General features: G+C 41.2%; 15 protein-coding genes. 11 read left to right on the top strand and 4 right to left on the bottom strand.

Going from position 1 to position 18,517, the window contains the following annotated elements:
- The first annotated feature begins 7 nt into the window (after positions 1–7).
- From OC25_RS07675 to OC25_RS07645, 7 genes are all read left to right on the top strand, one after another.
- Positions 8–1,510, top strand: coding sequence for a RagB/SusD family nutrient uptake outer membrane protein (locus OC25_RS07675; protein ID WP_039473748.1), 1,503 nt, complete (start codon positions 8–10; stop codon positions 1,508–1,510).
- A gap of 11 nt (positions 1,511–1,521) precedes the next feature.
- Complete coding sequence (locus OC25_RS07670; protein WP_039473745.1) at positions 1,522–2,274, top strand: fasciclin domain-containing protein; 753 nt, start codon at positions 1,522–1,524, stop codon at positions 2,272–2,274.
- A gap of 26 nt (positions 2,275–2,300) precedes the next feature.
- Entirely contained in the window at positions 2,301–3,959 is a 1,659-nt protein-coding gene (locus OC25_RS07665) for a DUF5008 domain-containing protein (RefSeq protein ID WP_039473744.1), read from the top strand.
- 24 nt (positions 3,960–3,983) lie between these two features.
- A complete protein-coding gene (locus tag OC25_RS07660; RefSeq protein ID WP_039473743.1) occupies positions 3,984–5,720 on the top strand; it encodes a LamG-like jellyroll fold domain-containing protein in 1,737 nt (578 codons plus the stop codon).
- Positions 5,721–5,746: 26 nt separating this feature from the next.
- Positions 5,747–7,720, top strand: coding sequence for a M60 family metallopeptidase (locus tag OC25_RS07655; RefSeq protein ID WP_039473742.1), 1,974 nt, complete (start codon positions 5,747–5,749; stop codon positions 7,718–7,720).
- A gap of 18 nt (positions 7,721–7,738) precedes the next feature.
- A complete protein-coding gene (locus OC25_RS07650; protein WP_039473741.1) occupies positions 7,739–9,400 on the top strand; it encodes an alkaline phosphatase family protein in 1,662 nt (553 codons plus the stop codon).
- A gap of 211 nt (positions 9,401–9,611) precedes the next feature.
- Positions 9,612–11,150 carry a sulfatase family protein gene (locus OC25_RS07645; RefSeq protein ID WP_082018541.1) on the top strand — a complete coding sequence of 513 codons (1,539 nt, stop codon included), beginning with the start codon at positions 9,612–9,614 and terminating at the stop codon, positions 11,148–11,150.
- Between the two features lie 709 nt (positions 11,151–11,859).
- Here OC25_RS07645 and OC25_RS26815 read toward each other — a convergent pair.
- The 3 genes from OC25_RS26815 to OC25_RS07625 form a co-directional block, all read right to left on the bottom strand.
- On the bottom strand, positions 11,860–12,543 hold the full coding sequence (locus tag OC25_RS26815; RefSeq protein WP_052266036.1) for a nucleotidyl transferase AbiEii/AbiGii toxin family protein: 684 nt from the start codon (positions 12,541–12,543) through the stop codon (positions 11,860–11,862).
- Positions 12,544–12,617: 74 nt separating this feature from the next.
- The gene (locus OC25_RS07635) at positions 12,618–12,914 is read right to left on the bottom strand and encodes a DUF6922 domain-containing protein (protein WP_039473735.1); all 297 of its coding nucleotides are present in this window, start codon (positions 12,912–12,914) and stop codon (positions 12,618–12,620) included.
- 551 nt (positions 12,915–13,465) lie between these two features.
- Positions 13,466–14,647, bottom strand: a complete 1,182-nt coding sequence (locus OC25_RS07625; RefSeq protein ID WP_039473727.1) for a GAF domain-containing sensor histidine kinase — start codon at positions 14,645–14,647, stop codon at positions 13,466–13,468.
- A 376-nt stretch (positions 14,648–15,023) separates the two neighbouring features.
- Here OC25_RS07625 and OC25_RS27855 point away from each other — a divergent pair, with 376 nt between their 5' ends.
- From OC25_RS27855 to OC25_RS07610, 4 genes are all read left to right on the top strand, one after another.
- Positions 15,024–15,317 (top strand): hypothetical protein, encoded by a 294-nt coding sequence (locus tag OC25_RS27855; protein WP_156131423.1) that lies wholly within the window; start codon positions 15,024–15,026, stop codon positions 15,315–15,317.
- 140 nt (positions 15,318–15,457) lie between these two features.
- Positions 15,458–15,736 carry a 7(1) septoil knot domain-containing protein gene (locus tag OC25_RS07620; RefSeq protein WP_039473725.1) on the top strand — a complete coding sequence of 93 codons (279 nt, stop codon included), beginning with the start codon at positions 15,458–15,460 and terminating at the stop codon, positions 15,734–15,736.
- Between the two features lie 171 nt (positions 15,737–15,907).
- Complete coding sequence (locus OC25_RS07615) at positions 15,908–16,099, top strand: cold-shock protein (protein WP_039473721.1); 192 nt, start codon at positions 15,908–15,910, stop codon at positions 16,097–16,099.
- 261 nt (positions 16,100–16,360) lie between these two features.
- A complete protein-coding gene (locus tag OC25_RS07610; RefSeq protein ID WP_039473717.1) occupies positions 16,361–17,092 on the top strand; it encodes an acyl-CoA desaturase in 732 nt (243 codons plus the stop codon).
- A gap of 337 nt (positions 17,093–17,429) precedes the next feature.
- On the opposite strand, the gene OC25_RS07605 is transcribed toward OC25_RS07610, so the two are convergent.
- On the bottom strand, positions 17,430–17,792 hold the full coding sequence (locus OC25_RS07605) for a response regulator transcription factor (protein WP_039473713.1): 363 nt from the start codon (positions 17,790–17,792) through the stop codon (positions 17,430–17,432).
- Positions 17,793–18,517: the final 725 nt, after the last annotated feature.

Genomic DNA, 18,517 nt, shown 5'->3' with positions numbered 1-18,517 from the left:
TTTCATCATGAAAAAAATAACCCAAATCATATTTGTGCTCATTATTGCCATCAGTGTTTTCAGCTGTAAAAAATTTCTGAATGTTACGCCAATTGATAACCTCTCGGGTAATAACTACTGGCAGAGTCCGTCAGATGTAGAGAAATTTATCAGTGGGATTTACATTAAACTCAGGAGCAGAATTCTCGCTAACGGCAGCACCTTTTTTACTTTTGCCGACATCAGATGCGCCCCAGTGGTAAATGCTGCCAATAACGCGGGGTTTACAAATTTTATCAATAACGACCTTAAAGGCGCTATAGCATCTTCAAATGGCAATAGTTATTTCTACAATTTCAAAGGTGCTACGGAGTGGAAGCCTTTTTACGATGTTATTGGCAGTGCCAATATCCTGGTCAAAGAAGTAAGTGAAATGCCAGCCTCAGCCATTAGCGATGAAGATCGGAAAAGGTATATGGCCGAAGGCGTATTTATCCGGAATTTATGTTACTTCCTTCTGGTGAGAATGTATGGAGACGTACCGTATTATACCAACGCCTACAACGATCAGCCCCTTGGAAGAAGTAATCAGGTTACAGTAATGAAAAGCTGCATTGCCGATATGGCTGCGGTTAAAGACGATTTACCGGTGACTTATGTGGATGCCAGTCAGGTTGGAACAAGGGCTATGCGGGGAGGAGCATTGGCACTGATCATGCACATGAATATGTGGGCGGCCGGTTTTGACAGCGGCGATAAAACAGCCTATTATCAGCAGGTACTCAAGTATGGACAAGAGCTTGCTGCTTACCCGGATTATGGTCTTTTGGATTACACAGCTGAGAATAATAAGAAAATCTTCAAAGGCAATACCAAAGAAAGTCTTTTCGAAATAGTTTCGAATGCAAATTATGGAGAGGTAATTTCCCAGTATGATAATCCCTCAACATTCTTCTCCAGGTATCCGTTTCGTGGCACAGTAACCACCACCACCTCTCAGATGTACTTTACCACTAAATTCATGCAGAAAGTTTTTCCGGCAGGAAACGGCGATGTACGCAGGGCCTTGTGGTTTGAAAATGCTGAGTTAGGAAACAATACTTTCCAGTTGAAAAAGTTTTCGAATACCTATCCAAGTGGTACAAATAATTCGATTTCCCATGACGATAGCCGCATTATATTCCGCTTATCCGATGCCCTGTTGCTAACCGCAGAGGCAGCAGCAAATCTGGACGATAATATAACAGCCCAGACATTTCTAAATAAGGTAAGGGGAAGGGCCCAGGCAACCCCGGTTAGTTCAGTGGGCGACCAGTTAAAAGACGATATCTATTACGAACGCGTAAGGGAGTTGTTTTGTGAGGGGCAGTATTTTTATGATCTGGTACGTACCAAAAGGATCTTAAATTCTGAATACTCCGATCATCCTATAGGTGTTGCAGACTTCAACGCCGGAGCCTGGACCTGGCCAATCAGCGAATCGGCGCTGAATAACAACCCCAATATGACCTTAAACAATTTCTGGAGATAAAAAAATAAGAAATGAAGCATAAAAATATTAACCTGTTGGTGCTGGCAGTATTACTTTTTCTGGCCAGTGCATGCAATAAAGAATATTATGTAGACTCTGGTGTATTAACACCAAATTACAATGGAACCATACTCCAGTATTTAAAATCAAAACCTGCCATGTTCGATACTACCGTAAGGGTTATTGCACTTGCCGGTATGAATGAGGTTTTGGATAAGGAGAATGTAACTTTTTTTGCACCCACCAGTTCATCTATTTATAAATCTGTAAAAGCACTGAATGCCTATCTGTTGCAGAACGGCCGTGATACAGTTAAACAACTATCGCAAATAAAACCTGAGGTCTGGCGTAAAACCCTCTCGCTGTACATTTTTAAAGGTACCAACCGGTTGAAAGATTACCCTCAGATTGATACACTTGCCTACACCGCTTTTCCGGGCCAGTCTTATTCATCGTATGGCGGTGGCCGGATCATGAATATTGGGGTAATCTTTAATGATGCTTCAAGCGGGAGTACAAGTATCAAATACGCAGGTTACAGGCAGCTGTTTCTTTCCTATATAAAAGATTTCACCAAGCCACAGCAGAGCCTGGTGAATATACCTGTGGCCACATCAGATATTGCACCAAACAACGGAATTATCCATGTACTCCGGCAGGCCACTCTATCCGGGAGTACCCTGGTAAATAAGCACAATTTCGGATTTGTCAATGATATTTTTATCAACGATGTATTGGCAAGCGGTATCATGCCGGCTCAGTAAATAATTTAATTAAAGCAATTTAGCAGATGAAATATCTTAATTATAAATATAAGACCAGTGTTTTTCAGATTGGTTTTTTCCTGCTGGCAACGCTTTTGTTTGCCTGTAAAAAAAACGAAGTAGAACTGAAGGATCCTTATGCGAATGGAAAGGAATCGCTTGGTATCCAGTTCAGGTCCAAAGCGCCTAGTCCGGCCATCGCCTCCTCAGGCGATGTGGTTGATGTTAATATCCGGGGGCTACTCAAGTACAAGGATAAGTTTAAATTGTATGTGAATGAACTTGAGGCAGAAGTGCTAAACTATAGCGATAGCACTTTGCAGTTTAAAGTTCCTTTGAATGCAAGTACTGGGGGCATCTGGGTAACTGTTGATGATGCGAGCCTCGATAATCAAACCTTTTTTGGGCCAACATTACAGATTGCCGGCAAGACAAGCCTTGATGCAGGTTTTCAGGTTGTTAATGGTTCTAATTATACCATATATGATATCCTGCGCCTGGCTTCAGGCGGTTATATACTGGCTGGAGCATTTACCGATTTTGAAAATAAGGCAACAAAGGATCTCCCTGTTGGTAACATTGCACAAATCAATGCTGGCGGTGCAGTAGAAACAACACTAAAATTTGGTATTGGGGCTAATTATCTGCTCAATTCAGCAGAGCGCATTTCAAGCGGTGCGCAAAACGGGAAGTTTTTAATTGCCGGTAATTTTTCAAGCTTTAATACAAAACGGCCCAATAGAGCCAATATAAACAGCCTCACCAGGTTAAATGTCGACGGAACGCTCGACTCAACAATCATCGATGTGGTAAATGCAACACCTAACGATCCTTCAAAAAACAGGGATACAGTGCCGAGTTTTAATGGCGGCGTACAGGGCACAATCAAAAAAATCTTCACTTTCAATGACCAGGTTTACGCAGTTGGGAATTTTGATTATTACTTAAGGGCTTTTTACGAGCGCTCGACCTATGATGCTAAAGTATATGACCGCGTGCTGATGAGGCAAATGGTACGTATGGATATGGATGGATCGATGGACCAGACCTTTCACTATAATGCAGCAACCAAACAAAGTCCTAATGGTGCAAATGGGATTATAAACGATGCTATACAGCTCCCCGATGGAAAGCTTATCCTGGCCGGTACCTTCACCAGCTTTAACGGGATAAGCAGAAACCGCCTGGTGAGAATAAATCTGGATGGTTCGGTAGATGCGACTTTCAATATAGGCACGGGAGCAGACGACGAGATTACTTCGATTACCTATAATGCTACAACAAAAAAAATACTGGTTGCAGGGCCATTTAAAACTTTTAACGGTCAACCGCGTACAGGGGTTGCCATGCTAGAAACCGATGGCAGCCTGACAGCAGGTTTTACTTTCCCAAGTCTTAGTGGTGGTATTGTAAACTATGCTGGACAGCTGAATAACGGAAAAATAATCGTTGCAGGAAGCTTTAATAAATACAGGGATATCCTCCGTCAGGGATTTATGGTACTCAATACAGACGGAACACTTGCCAGTGGCTACAACAATACCGGTGTGTTTCAGGGAACGATCGAAAAAATGATAGAAACTACCTCAACGGCAGGGAACCCTGCAATTATCCTGGTGGGAAACATTTTCAGATTCGATAATATACCTGCAAAAAACATCATCAGAGTAGAATTGCTCAATTAAAGACATATTCATAAGCAAATTATTATGGAACAGCATAAAATAGCACTTTCGAAACAGGTTACTTACTGCCTAACGTTTTGTTTTTTCTTTCTTTTGTTAATCGGTAGCGCCTGCAATAAGCGCTTTGAGAATATCTTACCTGTATCCGGCCGCAATGATACGGCTGGGGTAAGCTCCGGCAAACCAAAAGTACTCTATATCATTCTTGATGGTGTAAGGGGCTCGGCAGTTGCTGCAATAAAGCCGGTTAACATCACACAAATCAATAAAAATGCAATATATTCCTTTGTAGGGCTCACCGACAGCACGCAGCTACCCGTGAGCAATGCAGGCGCCTGGACAAGTCTGCTAACTGGAGTGGATCCTGGCCTGCATAAGGTTTCAGGGGATAATTTTTCGGGTAATGATTTGAGCCATTATCCATCAATATTTACCAGGATTAAACAGGAACGGCCAAATTTTTCGACTGTTTCTTATACTTCAAGCGAAGCTTTTAACCAAAACCTGGCAGCCGATGCCGGTGAAAAACAAACCCTGGCTACAGATGCAGATGTGCGCACTTCCACAGTGGCGAAACTAAAAGATGCTAAGGTTGATTTACTGGTGGCACAGTTTCATGGTGCAGAAATAGCGGGAGCTTCAGGTGGCTATACAGAAGGAAATGCAGGTTATCAAACTGCAATCACAACCCTGGATAGTTACATTGGTGAGATGATCGCATCGCTGAAATCACGAGCTAGTTTCCGGGATGAGAACTGGCTGGTTGTAATTGCTTCAAACAAAGGTGGTGTTACTGGTAATCCGCGCACAGATAACAGTTTATTTGGTGATGACACGCGTAATACTTATGTGGCGCTATACAATCCAAAATTTGCATCAAAGCTTTTAGGCAAACCCAATACTACCGATGTGCCATACGCAGGTAGCGCACCAAGGTTTCAATCTACAGCCAGCTCAACGGTAACTGCGGTTTTAAGTAACACCTCAGTTGGAAATTTTGGTACTACGGGAGACTATTGCCTGTTCTTTAAAACAAGAAACGATGAATCAACGAATAGCTACTGGCCAGGCTTTTTAGGTAAAACTACGAATTTCGCAGGTGCAGGTTCAGGTGGCTGGATTTTTACGATGTCTGCGGCAAATTTTCAATTCGACTTTGGAAATTCTTCACGTCCCGATGTCTCTCTGATCCGGGATGGTAAGTGGCATACCATAGCCATGAAATTATCGACTGAGGCAGGTGTGCGTAATCTAACCTTATATTCCGATGGAGTGAAACGCTATACAATTGTGGTTACAGGTAAAAATCTGGATAATGCCACCACTGCTTTGAGAATTGGAGCGCTTCAAGACGGCGCGCGGCTAACCAATATGTTAATTAGGGATTTGGCCATCTTTAATGCTACAATGACTGATGCAGAAGTGATAGCCGCCATGAAAAGGGAAGTTACTGTAAACAGCCCATATTTTGCCAACCTGGTTGGCTGGTGGCCAATGAAAGAAGGCAATGGCTTCGTATTAAAAGACCGTTCGGGAAAAAACAATGATTTTATTTTAAGCAGTAATGCTACCTGGGCAACATTTAACGATTTATCGCCAAATATAAATCCCGAGATAGTTGGGGCTGCCTACCGTACCGTTCCAAATAACGTCGATTTGCCTTTCCAAATCTATAACTGGCTTGGGATTTTACCCCGCGCCGAATGGGGGCTTACCGGCAAGTCCTGGCCTCCCGCTTTTACTGAGGTAATAACTAACTAGTTGATTTATTAAACGAAATTTTTGAGATGAAGAGCATATATAAGCTATCATTATTAATCATAGTTGCCCTGTCAGCCTGTAAAAAATATGGCTATGAGGTAGAAGACGGCTATGATGATAATGCAGGAAATGTGAAGAGTATTACTGTAGATACCAACAGGCTATTTGTAGACCGTTCGGCCTTTGCAAAGGCCAGGGTTTTCCCGGGATTGGTTGGGGATGATGAGCCAAGGGTTACCGATGCAAAGTTTACCCTTGATTTAAATTTTAGTACGCAAACTGCAGATGTGCTACGGATCTCAGTTGCTCCACAGCCACAGTTTGGAACAGGCTACTATGCCCCGCCCGGAGAGTTGATTAAAATCATAGTTCCTGATGGTGTAAACGGACTTAGTGTACAGGTTGGTGGGCATACCGATAACCTCACGGGCGTGAGTCCATTGCTGAGGGATCCGGTTATTGTAGTCCGTAAGCAGCTTTTTTCAGGAGTCAATTATGTGCGTAATCTCTATGGTGGCTACATTTACATCAATGCCACTTTTGCCTTGTCTGCACCAGTAGCTTTTAGCATTACAGGCGCTTGCGTAGCACCGGATTTTGAGCTGGGCAAGTCGATCGATGCAACCTGGATGGCTCAGGTTAAAGCCTCGCAAGTTCCCTGGCTCGAGCTGCGTTGCAGGAGCGTAGTCTATTTGGTTCCAAGAGACCTGGTGGTTGAGAAATTTACCTCATCCAGAGATCCTTTAACAAACCCTACAGCCCTGATGACCAAATGGAACGAAATTTTTGATCAGCATTATAATGCCTGGATGGGTTTATCTGCAAATGCTCCTGATGAAAGGGACAGGAGTCCACAAGGTCCGTGGAGAGGAACCGTTGATATCCAGATCAGCGGTTTCCCGACCGCGGCAGGCCACTCTGGCTTTCCGTTTATGGGATTGTTAAATTACAACGGAAGCGAATGGTTCCAAACCTGGGTAAGTTTAAATCAGTTAACTACAAACCAGCCACATCCTAACTGGGGTACCTATCACGAGTTCGGGCATAACTGCCAGCAAAATACCACCTGGAACTGGTCTGCTTTGGGTGAGTCTACCAATAACCTTTTCTCTTATAAAGTTGCAAAGGCATATGGCCAGGATTTTAGGATATTACATGCCCCTAACGAATGGAACGATGTTGCCCTTGCCTACGCTGCCACGCCGGCCAGTGCTACAAAAAATTTCGATATAGATTTAAACGGCGGCCGCGAAAACGGTTCATTTGCGCGCACCGTACCCTTTGTTCAGTTACTCGAAAAATTTGATTACGGCTTGCTGACCTATATTTATACCAAAGCAAGGCATGCACCGCGTTTAGCGAATAACGACCAGGATAAAAAAGATAATTTTTATGAATGGTCATGCGAGTATACCAAAACCGATTTATTGCCATTTTTCAATGCCTGGGGTATTACGGTGAGCAATATCTCTCAGGCAAAAATCAAGGCTGCAAATTATCCGGAGTTGTCTAAAGCAATATGGACTTACAATATCATGACTAAAACCGGAGGAGACGGCCCGGTACCGGTTTCGGCCACACCGATACCTACTACAGTAATTTCTGCAAGTTCACCTGCCCAGGAAGGCTCTTTGGCGAATTTGGTCGATAATAATACCGCTACTATCTATCATTCAAAATACTCATCGCCCACAGCTGCCGAGAGCTTTCCGTTTACCATCATTGAAAGTACCGGAACAGCTGCTGCGCCTGTTAAAGGGATCAGCTTTGTACAGCGGATTGGGGTAAGCAACGGCTATGTAAGAAACGTTGAGATTTACACCAGTCCTGATAATATAAATTACACACTTGCAGGAACGACAACAGTGCCACAAAATGAAACCAGGTACAATTACGCATTTCCAGGTGGCACAATAACCACCAGATATGTTAAAGTGATTGTTAGGACCGGGGCAAGTACAGTATTTATGTCATTATCAGAACTTACATTATTTAAATAGGCGCTTAAATATTTTAATATGATTCATTTCATCCATAAAAAACAATTATTACTGGTATTGTCATTTTGCCTGCTGGCTTTTGCGGGATGTAAAAAATACCCCAATCCACCCTCATTTAACGAGGAGCTCGATAATACAGTTATTCCATCCAGAAAAGTACTCGTAATTAGTATCGATGGTTTGACAGGTACGGAGTTGCAAACAATCGCACCACCCGCAATTACGGCATTGCAAAAGAACAGCAAATATTCTTACACCCCCCTTAAAGAACCGGTTACCAATGATGTAACATCCTGGGTATCGATGCTGACCGGGGTTTCATACGAAAAGCACCTGGTTTCGACAGACGACTTCCAGCCGACTACCGATCCCAATGCAGGCGAGCATGATGCAGTTCCGATAAGAAGAAATGTACTGGATTATATCATGAGTGCGACAGGATCAAAAACGGCTTTTATTTCGCCATGGAGTAACCTGCGCAATTACATAAAGGTTGCCGATTACCGCCCGCTGGTAGCCACAGATGAAGCCGCTAAAGACTCGACCATAAGTTTACTAAATAAGTATGTTGGCATTAATGCTGCTGTGGTCAATTTTAGGGAGGTAGCTGCGGCAGGGGCCAATGGCGGATACCTGGCTGCTAATGCAGGATATAAAAATGCGGTTTTAAAGGCAGATAACTATGTTGATGAAATCATCAAGTCAATTAAAGCCCGTAAAACATACAATCAAGAAGAATGGTTAATTATCATAACCACTAACCACGGAGGCGCTGATAATGATGCTAAACCTGGCTTTATCATGTTATCAAATCCTTCGTTAAAAGAAGAAACATTGGTAAAAAGAGCCTACACAGGTTTTAATTTAAAAACGCTGAATGCACTGGCATCTGCGCCCAATACCAATAGTCTTTATGATCCGGGATCGAACAAAAGCTTTACAGTACAAATGGACGTCAAATTTAATGATGTTGGAGGATACTGGCCGGGTTTCTTAAGTAAAGGTACACCTTTCGCCAGCGAAAAGATCACCGGTTGGATGTGGGAACAGGCCGGAGGATCGTGGAGCATAAATTATGGGCAGACTTCAAGGGTTCAGTTGTCTGTTGGGGCTGCTTTTGGAGATTTAAACTGGCATACTTTAACCATGACAGTAAAATACATCAGCCCAACAAGCAGGATTATGACGGCTTATGTAGATGGGGTTTATAAAAGCGAAAAGGACTTAACGAATTTGAATCTGACGAATACGGAGATGCTATCTGTGGGCAACAGACAAACGGTTAATACGAATTTTGTTGCTGCCAACCTGCAATACTTCAATGTAGCCCTGGATAGGGAGGTAGTTGCTGCCAATTATAAGATACAGGATATTACCAAGCATCCAAATTATGGTAATCTGACAGGGTTTTGGCCTATGAACGAGAATGCGGGCCGCACGCTTATCAATTATGCGCCAAACGGATATAATATGGCAGTTACGGGAGCATATGCATGGGTATCGCTGGACAAAAACGCTCCCCCAAGCTATCCGGCAATCGGTACCGGCCCATCATCGGTTACTACCCCGAATGCCATAGGAGCGATAATGATGTACTGGACCAGGACAAAGATTGACCCGGTATTTGATATCGATGGAGATCCGATACTATCGAAATTTGAGGCAGATTTTCTAAAATAAGACAACCATTTGGCAAGCCGCCTGATTATTTGAGTAGCATTTAAAGGATTATGATAATTAGTTGATAGTTTAGTTGGAGGTATTGCCCTGGTGGCAATGCCTTTTTTCTACATTGCAGACGAAGTTATAAGAATTAAGTTCAGGAACCAGATAAGTTTTTTTCTGTTCGCATGCCGGACTGGATTATTATTAAGTAAAACAAAAAAAATAGATGTCGAAATTTAAGCCAACAAACAAATGCCTTTTAAGGCGACTATTCGCAAATAAGCGGTGGTCAACTGTTTTTGCCAGATTATTTACCTTGTTCTTAACTATACTGGCGGGAGCAACTTTTGCGCAACAAAAACCCAATGTGATAGTAATTTATATCGATGATTTGGGATATGGAGATTTAAGTTGTTATGGCGCCACAAAAATTAATACACCTAATGTCGATTTACTTGCAAAGCAGGGATTGAAATTTACAAACGGGCATACCACCTCTGCAACATGCACACCTTCCAGATACGCGCTGATGAGCGGTGAATATCCCTGGCGTCAAAAAGGACATAATATTTTGCCTGGCGATGCAGCTTTAATCCTTTCAACCAGTACAATCAGTTTACCCAAAGTGTTCAAAGCTGCAGGGTATCAAACAGGGATTGTCGGGAAGTGGCATTTAGGTTTAGGAGATAAAATAACCAAAGATTGGAATGGTGATATCAGTCCGGGGCCAAATGAAATCGGTTTTGACTATTCCTTTATCTTTCCCGCTACAGCTGATCGGGTTCCTACCGTATTTATGGAAAATCACCGGGTAATCGGATTGGAAAAAACCGATTCAATTGTGGTAAGTTATCAGAAGAAAGTTGGAGATGAACCCACCGGAAAAGAAAATCCGGAACTTTTGAAACTCGATGCTTCTCATGGCCATAATTCTACTATTGTGAACGGTATCGGACGTATTGGATTTATGAAAGGTGGGAAAAAGGCGCGCTGGACCGACGAAGAACTTGCACCGACCTTTTTAACTAAGGCCATGGAGTATATTGAAAAGAACCAGAAAAAACCGTTCTTCTTATATTATGCACTAAATGATATTCATGTTCCACGAATGCCGGCTACTATGTTTAAAGGTAAAAGCCAAATGGGTTACAGAGGCGATGTAATACTCGAAATGGACTGGGCCGTAGGGCAGATTACAAAACAATTAGATCAATTGGGGTTGACTAAAAATACCATCATAATTTTTAGCAGCGATAACGGCCCCGTTTTGGATGATGGCTATGCTGACGAAGCCATTGCTAAACTAAACGGACATTTACCTGCCGGTTCACTAAGAGGCGGTAAGACCAGTGTTTATGAAGGCGGAACCAGAGTGCCCTTTATAGTTTCCTGGCCTGGAAAAATTAAACCAGGTAAATCAGATGCTTTAATTAACCAGGTAGACTTATTGGCTTCATTCGCAAGTTACTTTAAAATTCCAATCAAAAAGGGTGAAGCGGGTGATAGTGAGAATCACTTCGCTGCTTTAACCGGTAATGAAAAGCTCGGCAGGAAAATAATGATTGAGGAGGGAGTTAACAACTTAGCAATTGTAAAAGACGATTGGAAATACATTGCCCCTTTTGGGAAAAATGCAGATCAGTTATACAACTTAAAGACAGATATTGGAGAAAAAGATAATTTGGCAGCAAAATATCCGGAAAAGATAAACGAATTAAAATCATTGCTTTCTGAAGCTATGGATCGCGCTGAACACCTTAATTAACGCAATTCAAATGGAGACAAAATGGCAAGTATTGGTCTAAAGGGATGTCCAAACACTACCAAATATACCGACATGCTACGAAGGATTGGTGATCTATCGTATAACGGTAAACCATTAGGTTAGTTGATTAATAAATTGCGTAGTGATGGATATTGCTGCGCAATTTTTAATTTAAGGCTGCGCCTTGGTGAAAAGTCCGGAAAACAAAAAACCCGACTATCGTCGGGCTTCGTTTCTTTGGGCGGAGAGCGAGGCTCCCGAACCCGGGGCTGAAATCCTGCTTTAATATGGTTTAATAGATATATTCGATAACTGACTCACCGAATTGCTCACCTTGATTTTTTACTGCAAATGCTATTATGTAAAGATAGAAATTTTAATTAATTAAAGGAATGCTTAATTGGTGATGTTAATAATACAACCTACTGCTACTGGTCATATAATCTGGTAATTTTATTTCGGAAGGAACCGAAGGGAGTCGAACCTTTGGTTGTAATGTATTGAAAATCAGTATTTTTTAGTTTTATTGAGCGTTCAGGCACCAAAAACTCACCTCTATTTTTTTTAATGCAAATTCTTTACTATAAAGATACGGAAATAGCCGGAATCTGCACAAAATAAATATCAAATCAAGACCAGGCAAGCATCTGTAAAAAGCTGGTTGGGTAGACTTTATATAAGAGATAAATTTAAAGTGGTCAATTGAATTTTATGCTACTGGGGTAATGCCAGGAAAGTCAACGCCTAGGTCATTACAAAGCCTTCGAACTTTTCTTCTGTAGCTCGACTGAGCTGACATCCAGTTCTTTTTGCCAGCTAGTGGTAAAATGCGATGATCACTATGATTCGGTCGATTTTTTCGTTCTGCGGCTTTGACCTCAAAGTGAAGTAATCGCAATGGATTTCCCACTGGACTTACCTCATTGTCCAAATCAAATATTGTACGATGCTCTTCTTCATTAAAATTTTCTTGTTTGTACCTTAAATCCGCCATCAGTTGCGCAAGCGAGCAATCTTCTGTTAGGTAATCGAGATCATAAATATCCTTACTAGCTCGGTTTGAGGCAGTCATCAATTTGAGTAAACCAATATCTCTTATAGATGCTAGTCTCGCTCCATTAACAAGTTGTGGACCGTCTAAAAAACGAGCGTTCTGAATTATCTCTAATTTAATATTGAATTTGCCTTTTTTTACCCAAAAACGTAGAAACATATATTGATCACTTTCGTCGCAAGGGTAGTCAAGGCGAGAGAGATTTTCTCCAAAGTATGCTTTTGTCTCATCCTCTATTTTTTTATAACCAGATTTACCAATTATATCAGAAAAGAAAAGGTCTATATCTATAGATTCTCTATGGTCATACCTAATGGCAAGATTTGTTCCACCGCCCAATGACGCATTTTTTAGGCTTGAAAGACTTTGAATTTCAATAATGGTTTCAAGCAGTTCTGTAGAAACAGCGGATATTAATACCTAGAAAAGTGTTTTATCTGATAGCGTTTTGCTACCATAGTACATACCATATTGCTGATACGTTCTTTTGTAGATTTAAGTTCTTTAACGATTTCTGTACGCTTGTATAAGCGTTCTAAGCGCATAATATCACTAGTAAATGTACTTTCGGTTGTGGCATAGAGCGCCCTTGGGATAATTAAATCCTTATCTTCCTGAACATCCAGATGAGATGGGTTTACATCCCAGAAAAGTTCTTTAGGAAAAATGGTCGCTATGTTATCTGCCGATTTCTCTGCTGCAGCTTCCAATGCGGCAGAATATGCTTTCAGGTTCGCCGAAATTATTGGCGCTGATCTTGTGGTGGTAAATGCAGTCCGCCTTCCCTTACCCAGTTTGACCCCAGCGGGTATTGATTATCCTATAGATAATCAGCAAAATCTCCTTGAGGACGCGCTGCAAAGACTGAATATAATCAAAAATGAATTAAATACTGAGAAAGATGATCTGTAAAAAGCTAAAGCTGGGCCTGAAGTGACACTAAAGGCTGAAGTCGGAGATGCTGTAACAGTAATGCATTGTTCATTAAAAGTGGTTCTTCCCCAATTTTGGTCTGCGATCCGTTTACACCGGAACTGCTGCGACAGCAGGAAATTAGAGCGCAGTGACGCGTTTAACTGTGGTTCTGTATTGATACGATCCCAATCTCCTGGGTAACGGGGATGAAAGCATAACCCACATAGATATGGCCTGACGATCATATTTATGTATAGCTTGGGTTAAAAGGTCTGATACGGTTTTTTCTTTACATCATCTAACGTTCTGGCTAAAAGTGCCTCAATTTGAGGAAGAGGCATGAGCCTTATCCAGGTAATTTAACCTCAAAACACGTCCGCTCATTAATAGAAGAAACGCTGATGAATCCGCCATGTGCCCGTGCAATTTCACTTGCAATATATAGGCCCAGGCCAAGCCCCTGCTGGCCGGGCTGGACTTTACCCCTGGAAAATGGCTTGAACAAATGCGGCAAGATGTTTTTAGGGATCGGGGTTCCGTCATTCGAGATTTTAATCAGATAACCTTTTTCTTGTTGAGTGAAATCAATAGCTATTGGTTTTCCTTTGCTGCCATGGGTGATCGCATTTGAGAGTATGTTAGAAATTAACTGCGCTATACGCTTGTTATCTACTACCGGAATGTCTGTGTAGGTAATATTTTTGTTGATGATTATATCTGGCCATGCCATCTTAAGTTCTGTGATTACCTGTTCGATAGTTTCCTCCAGGCTGAGATGGTTATCGTAGTTGAGTACAATACCTGAGCCCAGTTTTCCGCTGGCGAAGTCTAAAATGTTATCGATCAGCCCGCGTGTACGAACAGCCGCATCGCTGATGATCTGCGCTAGACGCTGATTCCGCTCATCTAAGTTTCCTTTTAACTGAAGTTGAACTGCGCTTGAGATGGCGCTTACCGGATTTCTGAGGTCATGGCCTAGCATCGCAATGAATTGCTCCCGGAGTTCGGCCTCGCTTCGTTCTTTGGCAATGGTACGATCCCTATCAGCAAGCTGCTCCTGAGAATCCAGGTGAAAGCCGATAAGTTCAGCAAACAGTTTAAGGGTATTAACCACTTTGGGATTATTTACTTTTGCTGGAACGCGGTCAATGGCACATAATGTTCCGAAAAAAGATCCGTTTTTTAATATGATCGGTACAGAAATATAGCTTTGAAGGCCATATATTTTTGGGGTATGATGATCTTTATATAAGGGGTCTTGGTCAACTTGATCAATAACGACTACCTGCCGATGCTGCATGATTTCATTACAGATCGTCGTTTCCAGTTTCAGTTCGCCGCCGGCATGAAGGCCAAAGCCTATTTTATCCAGTGTAGCACATGCGACCCAGGAAAATTCATCAACCCTGGCGATGGCTGCAAATCCCATTCCCGTGGTCTCACAGGCCAGCTCTAGAATATGGTTTACGGAAGGAATGTTAGATACTCGCTCAATATCCTTCAAAATGTGTTTTCCTGGATCGCTCATTAAATATTCTGGCCGGTTTTGGTGTAAATTTAGAAAAAATCAGTTAACTATTAGTGCCTGGTCTGTCCTGGAACAGTAATGTTACCAGGCACTAAAATACTTTGAGAAAACTAGCCCCGGGGGGTATCATCTGCCGGCAGTGTTTGACTTGGACAGGATTTACTAGCTTCACTGGATTAATGATTACATAATAAAGGGTGAGGTTAATTTTTTACTTACAGGCCCGTGCCTACTACCATTTGTGGGAAACTAAATCATTTTAAATAAGAACAATCCATTTAATTAGACTACATTAGAATGTTCACGATATTTTTTTGCCCTCTTATCATCGTTGTTCAATTATTCTCCTACTACCTCACTGTTTTAATATTTAGCTATGGAAAATCTCACCGAAGAGCAAAAGGTAATCGCTTTTGTAGACAAAATAATACTGGAATGGCCGGATATTTTTGATCGTTTCTGCTTTAAAAATAAGCATGTTATCTACATCCACTTCCTCAAACAGGCCTCTTCCAAAACCTTCATCCATACCCTTCTCCCTAAAATGGGAATGTTTGTTGACTTTAAATCTGAGATACAACTTGTTTTTCTGAATAAAGTTCATAGCAGCGAACTGACGATTATCGTTAATGACAAGCTGTCGGAGACCTGCCGGAATGTGGTATGTTAGATCAATATGAGACCTTCAGGGTAGCTGAAATTTTCCAGGCTGTTGATGTACCCGGGTGCGCCATTGATAGAGCAGAATGTTTAAAAGGCCTCAAGAGTTTCCTTCATTAGCATATTTTTCAAAAACCAAATTTGTTCCGCATGGCAATAATATTTCAAACTCTATCTATTGGAGACGCCCATATCAGGTTAGCTGTAGTGACCGATCCTTTTCAGGCCGATTTATGGGTATACCGCGTCTCTTCAATTAAAACCGCGCATGGTGAGTGTTACTGGTTTATCACTCCGGATAAACAAGATGCAACCCTTCTAGTTTATTTTACCTCGGCAGACAGCGCGCAGGTGAAAGTCTATTTTACCAGCAATTACGAGGATGCCGGGTGGCAAAATGAAAGTCTCTTCAGGGGGAAATTTGGGTAAATACAATTTGTTGTTCAATTATTTATATCCAGAGAGATCAACCTTAAGGAGCGACTAGAGCTGATTAATGTGCGCTGATCTTGTTAAGATGCCTCCTCTGATCGGCTTAAAAATATAACTTTTTGATTTTCAATATATTTATGTATATTTGAAGACATTAAAAAAGAAATAATGCAACAAGGAACAGTAAAATTTTTCAACGAGACAAAAGGTTTCGGATTTATCGCACCCGCTGATGGCGCTGCGGAACTTTTTGTACACGTATCAGGTTTAATAGATACTATTCGCGAGAATGATGTCGTAAACTTTGAGGTTGAAGAAGGCCGAAAGGGCCCTAATGCAATAAATGTTAAGATCGCATAAGATAAACCTTTATATTGTATGGACATCTTTCCGCAAGGAAAGGTGTTTTTTTTTTATTCCAGTAATTTATGCAAGAAAATTAATCTGATTAAGTTGAATTGCATCGGTTAAGGTGAGCATTCCCATACCGATGCTGCTTAAATTTCCAGGGCTTGCTCGAAGCCGAGAAATAATAACTATATTGCCGTACTTAATTTTATCCGACACGGGCCTATTTTGGCCGCTAGTTTAATTTTTCGTAATTAAACTTCAAGATAAAATATGTTAATCCCCATCTTCCTGATTATCCACTGGTATGCTTCTTTGTTTTTCCAGTCTTTCTTCCACCATCGTTATGCGGCACATAATCATTTTACAATGAGCAAGGCCTGGGAAAAATTCTTTTATATCTGCTGCTTTCTCACGCAGGGTTCATCTTATATCAGTGCAAGGGCCTACGGATTGATGCATAGGCTTCATCATGCCCATACAGATACGGTGAATGACCCGCATTCTCCTTCATTTTTCCAGAGTATACCAGCATTGCTCTGGAAGACACGCAATAGCTATAACGATATCTTCAAAGGGTACACAATTGTGGAGGAGAAGTACAGTAAAGATCTTCCCGAGTGGCAATCCTTTGATAAATTTGCTCATAATTGGTTGGCGCGGGTACTTTGGGGTGTGCTGTACACTGCTATTTACGCTGTCTTTGTAACCCACTGGTGGATGTGGTTATTCCTTCCCCTAACATTTTCTATGGGTGCCTTGCAAGGAATCGCTGTCAACTGGTGGGCCCATCGGTTTGGCTATAGAAACTATGCGCTAAGAAATACCTCCCGGAACATCCTGCCATTGGATCTGCTTTTCTGGGGAGAGGCATATCATAATAACCATCACAAAAATCCAGGAAGAGCAAATAATGCAGTAAAGTGGTTCGAATTGGATACTGGTTATGCTGTTATTAAGCTCATGCATAGATTGAAGATAATCAAGCTTAAAGCAATGCGTTAATCGCTGGCCCAGATTGATTTTTTGTTAAAAATAGTTATAATCATTTTTCGATCGCGTGGGATTTTAATGATCAGATAAAATACATCCCCGCTGATAGCGATTTCACATAATTTTAAAAAAACAAATTCGATTTGAGCTACCCGGGTTTTCGATACCGAAATTTTAAGCCTGAATCTTTACAACAAATACGAGTTTGAAATTTTCGGTGTAAGCCCTCAACTTCTTTTTAATGTACTATTCTTTTGCGGCTTGGGACTTGAATGCATTAGTTTCTTCTATGGGTAAAAATATCCAAACATGATACGGGATTTTGATATAATGTACAGGAAAACACACTCTAAACCATCATCTCGGAAACGCGTGCAAGAAGTTTATCAATATCAAATGGTTTATCCATGAAACTATCTGCTCCACATTTTCTTGCCAAAATATTCCCGTTAGACTCCGCCGACATCAGTAATACGGGGGTTTTATTCTCCGGGAATCTCGTTTTAAATATTCTACAGAGTTCATTACCATTATATCTAGATCCCAAGAGCCTGATATCCATTACAACCAAATTAAAGTTCTGTTTATTTATAAATTCAGGATCAGGTGCAATCGTGAATACAGTGGTCTGATAGTCTGCGATTTCGAAGATTAATTGAAATAATTCGCTAATTTCCTTATCATCCTCTATTATGAGTATGTGCTTTTCCATCGATGTCGATTTTAAGTGATTCCAATACGGTCACGGCAATCGAAGTCGAAGGCAATAAGAGTATCTCGGAGTATAAACACATGATTGAGGAAAAAGTTTAATAAATGTTAAAATAATAGGTAAAGTTTGGCTGCCGAATTTGCCTGCATAGGATATAGTTTCACCGGCAAGGGGATAATTGGCAAATTGTTCTGGGCTGTAGCCATATTTAACTTGAATGCCCAAAACCAAAATTTATCTCCAGAAAGACCTCTGCCAATTGAGTTCGGTGGTCGCAGCAATACAGGTTTTTCCCGGGCAAAACCACTGGATAGGTTACGCTTATGATTTCTCAATAGGGGCCTTACAAGGTTACTGTGGAGGGACATGAGATCTTTGTAGGTTATTTCTTTAAAACAAAAAATGTAAGGATGCTAACACCCAGGTTTTTTTTAATTTATTAATCGTTTAAGTGAAAACTTGGGTTTACAATGGACGGATAAAGGAATTTTGCAATATTTGAAATCCCTTTAATCATTGACTTAAATTTTAAAATTTTCCCACTTAATATTTGTCAAGAAGTTTTAATCGTCTGTAAACACCCATAATAACACTTGAAACAACGGGCGAAATACTTCGATTACGACCTTTAAAGCTCATTTATTTGTAACTTGCAAATAGTCGAAATGATTTAACCAATGCAAACAATACTAGGATCAAATCCTAAGTATGTTCATCTGTTTAGT

It is taken from the genome of Pedobacter kyungheensis (genome assembly GCF_000812965.1).
Lineage (GTDB): Bacteria > Bacteroidota > Bacteroidia > Sphingobacteriales > Sphingobacteriaceae > Pedobacter > Pedobacter kyungheensis.
This window is presented reverse-complemented; position numbering and strand designations above follow the sequence as displayed.

Coding starts and splice junctions, on each gene's coding strand:
- OC25_RS07655 (WP_039473742.1), top strand. CDS start 5,747: ATGAAGAGCATATATAAGCTATCATTATTAATCATAGTTGCCCTGTCA.
- OC25_RS07675 (WP_039473748.1), top strand. CDS start 8: ATGAAAAAAATAACCCAAATCATATTTGTGCTCATTATTGCCATCAGT.
- OC25_RS07620 (WP_039473725.1), top strand. CDS start 15,458: ATGGCAATAATATTTCAAACTCTATCTATTGGAGACGCCCATATCAGG.
- OC25_RS07670 (WP_039473745.1), top strand. CDS start 1,522: ATGAAGCATAAAAATATTAACCTGTTGGTGCTGGCAGTATTACTTTTT.
- OC25_RS07610 (WP_039473717.1), top strand. CDS start 16,361: ATGTTAATCCCCATCTTCCTGATTATCCACTGGTATGCTTCTTTGTTT.
- OC25_RS07650 (WP_039473741.1), top strand. CDS start 7,739: ATGATTCATTTCATCCATAAAAAACAATTATTACTGGTATTGTCATTT.
- OC25_RS07665 (WP_039473744.1), top strand. CDS start 2,301: ATGAAATATCTTAATTATAAATATAAGACCAGTGTTTTTCAGATTGGT.
- OC25_RS27855 (WP_156131423.1), top strand. CDS start 15,024: ATGGAAAATCTCACCGAAGAGCAAAAGGTAATCGCTTTTGTAGACAAA.
- OC25_RS07660 (WP_039473743.1), top strand. CDS start 3,984: ATGGAACAGCATAAAATAGCACTTTCGAAACAGGTTACTTACTGCCTA.
- OC25_RS07615 (WP_039473721.1), top strand. CDS start 15,908: ATGCAACAAGGAACAGTAAAATTTTTCAACGAGACAAAAGGTTTCGGA.
- OC25_RS07645 (WP_082018541.1), top strand. CDS start 9,612: ATGTCGAAATTTAAGCCAACAAACAAATGCCTTTTAAGGCGACTATTC.
- OC25_RS07625 (WP_039473727.1), bottom strand. CDS start 14,647: ATGAGCGATCCAGGAAAACACATTTTGAAGGATATTGAGCGAGTATCT.
- OC25_RS07605 (WP_039473713.1), bottom strand. CDS start 17,792: ATGGAAAAGCACATACTCATAATAGAGGATGATAAGGAAATTAGCGAA.